The organism is Hespellia stercorisuis DSM 15480 (genome assembly GCF_900142165.1).
Classification (GTDB): Bacteria; Bacillota; Clostridia; order Lachnospirales; family Lachnospiraceae; genus Hespellia; species Hespellia stercorisuis.
The window spans coordinates 25,749-34,044 of the sequence record NZ_FQZY01000045.1 but is presented as its reverse complement, the minus strand read 5'-3'; the positions used below and the strand labels follow the sequence as shown (position 1 = coordinate 34,044).

Genomic DNA, 8,296 nt, shown 5'->3' with positions numbered 1-8,296 from the left:
AAACAAGAGCTGTAGCTGGCATCGGTTTTCACCATGGGGCGAGACCCCGTCTAGGAGCTTGGCTGGCACTCAGTGTATGAATAGATGGTACGAAGGAAGTTGGGACACGATCCCCTTAGACACGGAAGGTTCATCATCATAGTTGATCAGAGGGAAAATAGCCTTTATATAGCAAACGAAATGGATGCTTTTAAAGTTATACCTATTTTTCAACTATTCAGTACTTGATACTACGATATTCATCACTATCGGCTCTGTTTTAGAGGTAAATAAAAATCGTCAAAGCTAGTAAAATCAATAGATTTAGGCTTGACAGAATAGGAAGGGTGGATAAAAAGCAGGTTTTGCTTTTTATCCACCCTCCTGTGATTTTATCAAGAAAGTATTCTATCCTAAGATGGTGCCATTGACTGAGAGTGTCACGACCTGAGATGGAATCCGCTTTCCGCTGTTCGCAAGCGCAGTCTTTACCGCGTATTCGATACCGCCGCAGCATGGAACTTCCATGCGCACAACAGTTACAGTCTTGATGTCATTGCTGCGGAAAATCTCCGTCAGCTTTTCAGAGTAATCGATGCTGTCCAGCTTTGGACATCCGATGAGCGTAATCCGCCCACGCATGAATTCATTGTGAAAATCGCCGTAGGCATATGCCGTGCAGTCCGCTGCAATCAGAAGATCAGCACCGTCAAAATAAGGCGCGTTGACAGCCGCGAGCTTAATCTGGACCGGCCATTGTGCGAGCTGGGAAGAAGCTTTGTGTGTGTCCTTTTCAGCCTTTGCCTGTGCAGCTTTGACGGCGGCCTCATCATAGCGCAGAGCCTCCCGTTCTTCAAATGTAATCGCACCGGCAGGGCAGGCGGGGAGACAGTCGCCCAGTCCGTCGCAGTAATCTTCTCGCAGCAGCGTTGCCTTTCCGTCAACCATTCCGATGGCACCTTCGTGACAGGCATCTGCGCAGATGCCGCAGCCGTTACATTTTTCTTTATCAATTGTAATAATTTTACGAATCATTATAAAATCCTCCTTGAGATAAGTTTTTGTTGGTCGGGTATGATAATCGTCTGAAAAATTCTTCTTGACGATATGCCTTTATCGTAGTACCTTAAGAGAAATAAGTCTGTTGTTTATACAACAAAAGGAGCTGGATTTTATGGAGGATTATATTGAAGTCATAAATAACTCTCAGCTGTTTGCCGGTGTGACAGAAGCGGAGACAAAATCCATGCTGCAATGTCTGTCGGCGACCACAAAGGAGTTTGTAAAAAATTCGTATATTCTTCGATGCGGGGACCTGGTCTCGTCCGTCTGTCTTGTGCTCGCGGGAAGTGTGCTTCTGGTAAAAGAGGATTACTGGGGCAATCAGAATATTGTCACAAGGATTCAGGCAGGGCAGATATTCGCGGAAACATATGCCTGTGTGGAAGGACAGCCGCTCGGAGTCAGTGCGGTTGCAGCGGAAAAGACCAGAGTGCTGTATCTGGACGTGCACCGCATTCTGTCGACCTGTCCGACTGCCTGCGGGTTTCATACACGGATGATCCGCAATCTGATGTCAATTCTTGCATATAAGAATCTTATTTTCAATGAGAAGATTACACATCTGTCCCAGCGCACGACGCGGAGCAAGCTGCTTTCGTATCTTTCCGCAGAAGCGGCGAGATGCGGCAGTGCCTCCTTTGATATTGCATTTAACCGGCAGCAGCTGGCGGACTATCTCTCCGTCGACCGGAGTGCTATGTCCAATGAACTGTGCAAGATGCGGGATGAGGGGCTGCTGCGGTTTGCGCGGAATCATTTTGAACTGTCCGGGCAGTAAAATGTTCTTACCGGCGAAGCAAAAAGAAGTTCCTTTGAAAAACTGCTGCCGGGCGTGTGCGGGAGAACTATATCAGATGTGCAGAGATTCGAAGAAGATGTCAGCAAAGCTGACCAAATCTCGCACCAAGACTCGCTCGCGAGTCTTGAATTTATGAAGAGGGGAAACAGGAATGAAAGAAGCAATAAAAGTCAGATTATATAAGATGGTTCGAACGTATAGAGAGCTGCTGCTCCTGGGGCTCCTGGGAATCCCGATCGGACTGGTGATCGGAGCAATCGATGCACTGTTCGGAGAGGTTTTGCTTGCGATTACGGCGTTTCGGGATCTGCACCCGATGCAGCTGATTCCGTTTCTTGCGCTGGGAGGGGCGGCGATAGCCTTCTGTTACTTGAAGTTCGGTGGGAAGAGCAGCAGAGGAATGAACCTGATTTTTGAGGTGGGACAAGGAGAGGAAGATGTCATCCCGCTGAGACTGATTCCATTTATCATATCTGGAACGTGGATCACGCATCTGTTTGGAGGAAGTGCGGGCAGGGAAGGCGTTGCGGTGCAGATAGGCGCCACAGTCTCCCATTGGGCAGGCCGGAGGATTCCGCTGAAGAACAGCTCTCATATTTTTCTTGTGACCGGTATGGCGGCAGGATTTGCAGGGCTGTTTCAGACACCCCTGGCTGCGGTGCTTTTTGCGATGGAGGTTCTGGCGGCAGGGGCGTTGGAATATCAGGCGTTGCTGCCGGCTGTTACCGCGTCCTTTACGGCGAGCGCAGTTTCAGGACTGCTCGGTCTTGAGAAATTTTCCTTTGGAGTGACGGCGGAGATGCCGTTGTCTGTGCCTGCGCTGGGAAAGCTTATCCTGCTTGGCATTTTGTTTGGAATTACAGGGGGCGTATTTGCCTGGGCGCTGAAGTGGCTGAAGGGCACGTTTGCAAAAATATGGAAAAACCCGGTAATCCGCATTGCTGTTGTGGGTGCTGTTTTGAGCGTGCTCCTTCTGGTACTGTACAAGGGAAGATATGCCGGACTTGGAACGAATCTGATCCATGCCAGTTTTTTCGAGGAGAAGATACTTCCTTATGACTGGATCCTGAAGCTTGTGCTTACTATTGTGACGCTGGCGGCCGGATTTCAGGGAGGCGAGGTTACCCCGCTGTTTTCCATCGGAGCCAGTCTGGGAGTCGTGCTTGGCGGTGTGCTGCATGTGCCGGTGGAGCTTGCGGCGGCACTTGGATATGCCGGAGTTTTTGGCAGTGCAACAAATACGTTTCTGGCACCGATGCTCATTGGAGCGGAGGTTTTTGGGTTTGAACATATGCCGGAATTTTTTGTGGTCTGTGCCTGTGCCTACATTTTCAATATGAATAAGTCTATTTATTCGGGGCAGAAAATTCTGGAAACTTCATGTGAACGTTTTTAAATAAATAAAAGAAATGAAAGGTCTTCTGTGGTAGAATAAAACCATCAGAAGACCTTTTTACACGAAGGGAAAATGTATGTGGGGAGAATATCTATGCACTATGTAAAGGCAAAAGGGATTTTATCTGCCAAAAATGGAATGAACTTATACCGTGGGTGTCAGCACGGCTGTATTTACTGCGATTCGCGAAGCAAATGCTATCACATGGATCATGAATTTGAGGACATTGAAGTCAAAGAAAATGCAATAGAACTTCTGGAGGCGGCGCTCAAAAGAAAACGGAAAAAATGTATGATCGGAACAGGCGCGATGACAGATCCGTATATTCCGTTGGAATCAGAGCTGGGAAATGTCCGAAAAGCATTGATGCTGGCAGAGAAGTACGGCTATGGGTTTACACTGATCACGAAGTCTGACCGCGTTCTGAGGGATCTGGATCTGCTGAAAAAGATAAATGATCAGACAAAATGTGTCATACAGATGACGCTGACGACTTATGATGAAGAGCTGTGTAAAAAAATCGAGCCCAATGTCAGCACCACAAAAGAGCGGTTTGAGGTACTCGTGAAATTAAAAGAAGCCGGGATACCGACGGTTGTCTGGCTCTGCCCGATCCTTCCATTCATCAACGACACGGTGGAAAATATTTCCGGCATATTGGATTACTGTATCAAGGCCGGTGTGTATGGTATCATCTGCTTTGAGATGGGAATGACGCTGCGCGAGGGGAATCGGGAATACTTTTACGAACAGCTGGACAGGCATTTTCCACATATGAAAGAAAAATATATTCAGACGTTTGGAAATCAGTATATGATCAGCAGTCCGCACAACCGGGAATTGATGAAATTGTTTCATAGAAAATGTGAAGAAAATGGAATTGTACACGATAATCAGAAGATTTTTGAGTATCTGAACACATTTGAAGAAAAGGAATCTGTCCGGCAGCTAAGCTTGTTCGATTGTCTGTAAGCAGGGGAGGTCGCGCGAAGTGAAAGGTCAGGCAAGGAGAGAAAAGAAAAGATGAAAAAAAGCGGAATATCAGAGTCAGGAGACTGCTTAAGGAGAAAATCGAAGCCGGTCTGCATAGTTGGAACTTGACATACCGGCCAAAAAAAATTATAATATATGGAAAGCAGGCAGAGAAGTCGAAGTAATCGTATCTCTGTCTTTTTTATAAGAAAAGGAGAGATGAGATTATGAAAAGAGTTTTTTCAGCAATTTTGTGTGGAGTTTTGACAGTGGCAATGCTTGTCGGCTGTGGATCATCCAACACAGATTCAAAAACAGCAGGATCAAGCGCATCTACAAGCGCAGACAGTGGCTCAGGAAAGAAATGGGTTATTGCAACGGATACGGTATTCAAACCATTTGAATACACAAATGAGAAGAATGAATTTGTCGGCATTGATGTAGACATTCTTGCGGCAATCGCCAAGGATCAGAATTTTGAATATGATCTTCAGAGCCTCGGATGGGATGCGGCAGTTGCAGCAGTTCAGGCAGGTCAGGCAGACGGAATGATCGCAGGAGCAACCATCAAACAGGAGCGTATTGATTCCGGATGGATCTTCTCAGACGGTTACTACGATGCAACCCAGACTTTCGTTGTTGCGGAGGGAAGTGACATCAAATCCTACGATGATCTGAAAGGGAAAAATGTTGCAGTGAAAAACGGAACAGCAGGTGCAGATTTCGCAGCCAGCTTAAAAGATGAGTATGGATTTACGGTTACAACATTTGAAGATTCCCCGACCATGTATCAGGATGTTATTCTTGGCAACAGCGCAGCATGCGTAGAAGATACACCGATTATGGCAGCATCCATCAAAGAAGGCGGACTGGCACTTCAGATTCCTGAAGGAATGGAAAGTGAAGGCGCACCTTATGGATTCGCAATCATGGATGAGTCAAATCAGGAGCTTTTAGATATGTTTAATGCAGGACTTAAGAACATCAAGGATGACGGAACATACGAGGAGATCATTGACAAATACTTGAAATAAGGACATTTATGGCTGAATGGAAAACGTGGGAAATCAGAGAAAGAGTTCCCGCGTTTTTTCCTTATGAAACAAATGGAGGTTACAATAAATGATAAAAATTATTCAGTTATATGGGGGAATGTTACTGACGGCGATGGGGCAGACGCTGCTGCTGACATTACTCTCATTGTTTTTTGCGATTATTATTGGTATGATTGTCGCACTCATGAATGTCGGGAAGAATAAGATCCTGAACCTGATCGGAACGGTCTATGTGGACGCAGTGCGTGGCGTGCCGCTGATTGTTCTGGCGTATTTTATTTATTTTGGCGTGCCGGCGGGAATCAAGCTGATGGGAGTCGCAGACTTCCGGCTTCCGGCGCTGCAGGCTGGTACCATTGCACTGGCGATGAACTGTGGTGCGTATATGGCGGAAATTATCCGCGCGGGTATTGAGAGTGTTGACAAAGGACAGATGGAGGCAAGCCGGAGTCTGGGACTGACATACGGCAAAAGTATGAGACTGGTCGTTCTGCCGCAGGCAATTCGAACAATGATCCCATCTATCATTAACCAGTTCATCATCACATTAAAAGATACATCGATTCTCTCGGTTATCGGATTCCCGGAACTTACCAACATGGGTAAGACCATCATGGGAAATACATTTATGAATCTGCAGACATGGGCAATTATCGCCATTATGTACATGATTGTAATTATCACACTGAGCAAGATTGCCAAGAAGATGGAGAGGAGGATTAACCGTGGAAGAGAATAACATTAAAGTACATGTTAAGAATCTGAAAAAAAGCTTCGGAAAACTAGAAGTGTTAAAAGATATCAGCATTGACATAAAAGAAGGTGAAGTAATCGTATTGCTTGGCCCGTCAGGAAGTGGAAAATCCACCTTTTTGAGATGCCTGAACCAGCTGGAACAGGCGACGGACGGACTGATTGTTGTGGACGGAAATGAAATAACAAGTAAGCAGACGGACATCAACAAAGTCAGAGAGAACATTGGAATGGTATTCCAGCATTTTAACTTATTTCCGCATAAGACGGTGCTGGAGAACATTATGATGGCACCGGTCGAACTGAAGAAAATGACGAAAGCAGAGGCGAAAGAAGAGGGAATGCGTCTTCTGAAGCGTGTAGGTATGGCGGAGAAGGCGGATGTGTATCCGGTGCAGCTGTCAGGCGGACAGAAGCAGCGTGTGGCGATTGCCAGAGCGCTCGCTATGAACCCGGATGTCATGTTGTTTGACGAGCCGACTTCCGCGCTGGATCCCGAGATGGTGGGAGAGGTTCTGACCGTCATGAAAGAGCTTGCGGCGGAGGGCATGACCATGGCTGTTGTTACGCATGAGATTGGCTTTGCAAGAGAAGTGGCGAATCGCATCATTTTTATGGATGCAGGATATATCGTTGAAGAGGGGACACCGGAAGAGGTAATCAATCATCCCAAAGAACCGCGGACAATTGATTTCCTGAACAAGGTGCTGTCGTAATAGAACTTAAGTGAGAAGGGATTGGGAAAATGAGAAAAATCATTACAATCGCAAGAGAATGCGGTGCAGCCGGAAGTACAATCGGACGGGCTGTGGCACAAAAGCTGGGATTTGATTATTATGACAATGCGCTGATTTTGAAAGCGGCCAGAGAAGCGGGAACCGATGTGAATGAAGTTCTGGACTGGGATGAGAAAGTTCCGGTTGATTTCGGATTTGCACAGAGTCTATTCAACTTAAAATCGCGCCCTCAGAGTGAAAAACTGTACGAGATTCAAAAAGATGTTATCCGCAGTATGGGAGACAGAGGAGATTGCGTGATCGTCGGAAGAAATGCGAACGTTGTATTGAAGGAATATGAGCATTGCCTGCGGATCTTTTTATATGCAGATGAGTCATGGCGTGTGGAGTGGATGGAGCAGAGGCATCCTGAAATGACGGAAGAAGCGGTAAAAGCGGAGATCCGGTCTATAGACAGGAACCGGAAAAAATACTGTTCTTATTTTACCGAGACACAGATGCAGGAGGCAGTGAATTATGATCTCTGTCTGAAGGTATCCGCAATCGGAATTGAGCAGTGCGTGGATACAATATGCGGGATCATCGAGAAGATGTCTTAAAAATTGCAGGTTATTGACCGACTATAATAATCCCCACCTCTTAGTGCCAAAAAGCACCGGGAGGATGGGGACTTTTCGTTGTTTCATCCGGAACAGTGCATTGGATGTGTGAAGGAACCAGGTTATAGCAATTGAGAACATAATTGAGAACATTCGCTTTGGCTTGATAAAAAGGGATGAAGTTGCTATCATATAATATGAATAGATAAAAAATCTGGAGTTCATGGCAGTGTGTGGGGGGGAACAGGAAAGTGGAACAGGAAAGCGGAACAGGAAAAAACAGTGAGGGAGAAAGCGGATGCGTAAAATCATAAAAATTATATCAATAGTGGCAGTTTTGCTGGCAGCTACATCGGGGTGCTCTTTGAATACCGGGATCAAAGTATATAATGATGAGAAGATGATCGTCAAAAACTATGACAGCTATAATCTGATCCGCTCCAGGCAGAATGTGAAAAACAATTGTATCTCCGGTTCAGCAGAACGCATGGAGGGCATGGGAACCATCTGGAAGCTGAATGCTGACGCACCCACAGATATAAACATATCTTATAAGATCAAGGTCTCTTCCGGTAAAGCAAAATTAGTACTGATTTCTCCGGACAACACCGTGACCGAACTTGCAGAATGTACACCCGAGTCAGATTTTGAACAGAAAGAATCGGATACATTTCATGTTGATGCAGGAAAAAACCGTATAAAGCTCATAGGGGCGAAGGACACAAAGATTGAATTTGAAATTTCAGCTGATAAAGGGGACATAAGGACTTTTAATGATTAACAATCAAGGAGAAAATGGACTGGTGATATCGGAAAAATGGGCTGATGACATCGGACTTGACAAATAAAGATATTTGATATAGAATTACTTAGGAAACTAAGAAAGGAAGACGTTATGATTTCTCTTACACAAAGTGCTGCGAGGTATGTTAGCAAGCTTTCTA

General features: G+C 45.8%; 9 protein-coding genes. 8 read left to right on the top strand and 1 reads right to left on the bottom strand.

The genetic code is table 11. The features are described 5' to 3' along the window. Positions 1–387: 387 nt before the first annotated feature. Positions 388–1,014 (bottom strand): ATP-binding protein, encoded by a 627-nt coding sequence (locus tag BUB85_RS14005; protein ID WP_073111586.1) that lies wholly within the window; start codon positions 1,012–1,014, stop codon positions 388–390. Between the two features lie 139 nt (positions 1,015–1,153). On the opposite strand from BUB85_RS14005, the gene BUB85_RS14000 reads away from it, so the two are divergent. The 8 genes from BUB85_RS14000 (at position 1,154) to BUB85_RS13965 (ending at position 8,133) form a co-directional block, all read left to right on the top strand. Then, the gene (locus tag BUB85_RS14000) at positions 1,154–1,819 is read left to right on the top strand and encodes a Crp/Fnr family transcriptional regulator (RefSeq protein WP_073111584.1); all 666 of its coding nucleotides are present in this window, start codon (positions 1,154–1,156) and stop codon (positions 1,817–1,819) included. 172 nt (positions 1,820–1,991) lie between these two features. Further along, on the top strand, positions 1,992–3,236 hold the full coding sequence (locus BUB85_RS13995) for a chloride channel protein (RefSeq protein ID WP_073111581.1): 1,245 nt from the start codon (positions 1,992–1,994) through the stop codon (positions 3,234–3,236). A 93-nt stretch (positions 3,237–3,329) separates the two neighbouring features. Continuing rightward, positions 3,330–4,208 (top strand): SPL family radical SAM protein, encoded by an 879-nt coding sequence (locus BUB85_RS13990; RefSeq protein ID WP_073111579.1) that lies wholly within the window; start codon positions 3,330–3,332, stop codon positions 4,206–4,208. A 227-nt stretch (positions 4,209–4,435) separates the two neighbouring features. Beyond that, the gene (locus tag BUB85_RS13985) at positions 4,436–5,242 is read left to right on the top strand and encodes a transporter substrate-binding domain-containing protein (RefSeq protein WP_073111576.1); all 807 of its coding nucleotides are present in this window, start codon (positions 4,436–4,438) and stop codon (positions 5,240–5,242) included. An 88-nt stretch (positions 5,243–5,330) separates the two neighbouring features. Next, a complete protein-coding gene (locus BUB85_RS13980; RefSeq protein WP_073111574.1) occupies positions 5,331–6,002 on the top strand; it encodes an amino acid ABC transporter permease in 672 nt (223 codons plus the stop codon). Continuing rightward, the gene (locus BUB85_RS13975) at positions 5,989–6,732 is read left to right on the top strand and encodes an amino acid ABC transporter ATP-binding protein (protein WP_073111572.1); all 744 of its coding nucleotides are present in this window, start codon (positions 5,989–5,991) and stop codon (positions 6,730–6,732) included. The genes BUB85_RS13980 and BUB85_RS13975 overlap by 14 nt, the downstream gene beginning before the upstream one ends. A gap of 29 nt (positions 6,733–6,761) precedes the next feature. Beyond that, positions 6,762–7,352, top strand: coding sequence for a cytidylate kinase-like family protein (locus BUB85_RS13970; protein WP_073111570.1), 591 nt, complete (start codon positions 6,762–6,764; stop codon positions 7,350–7,352). Positions 7,353–7,650: 298 nt separating this feature from the next. Then, positions 7,651–8,133 carry a hypothetical protein gene (locus BUB85_RS13965; protein WP_073111568.1) on the top strand — a complete coding sequence of 161 codons (483 nt, stop codon included), beginning with the start codon at positions 7,651–7,653 and terminating at the stop codon, positions 8,131–8,133. Positions 8,134–8,296 lie beyond the last annotated feature (163 nt).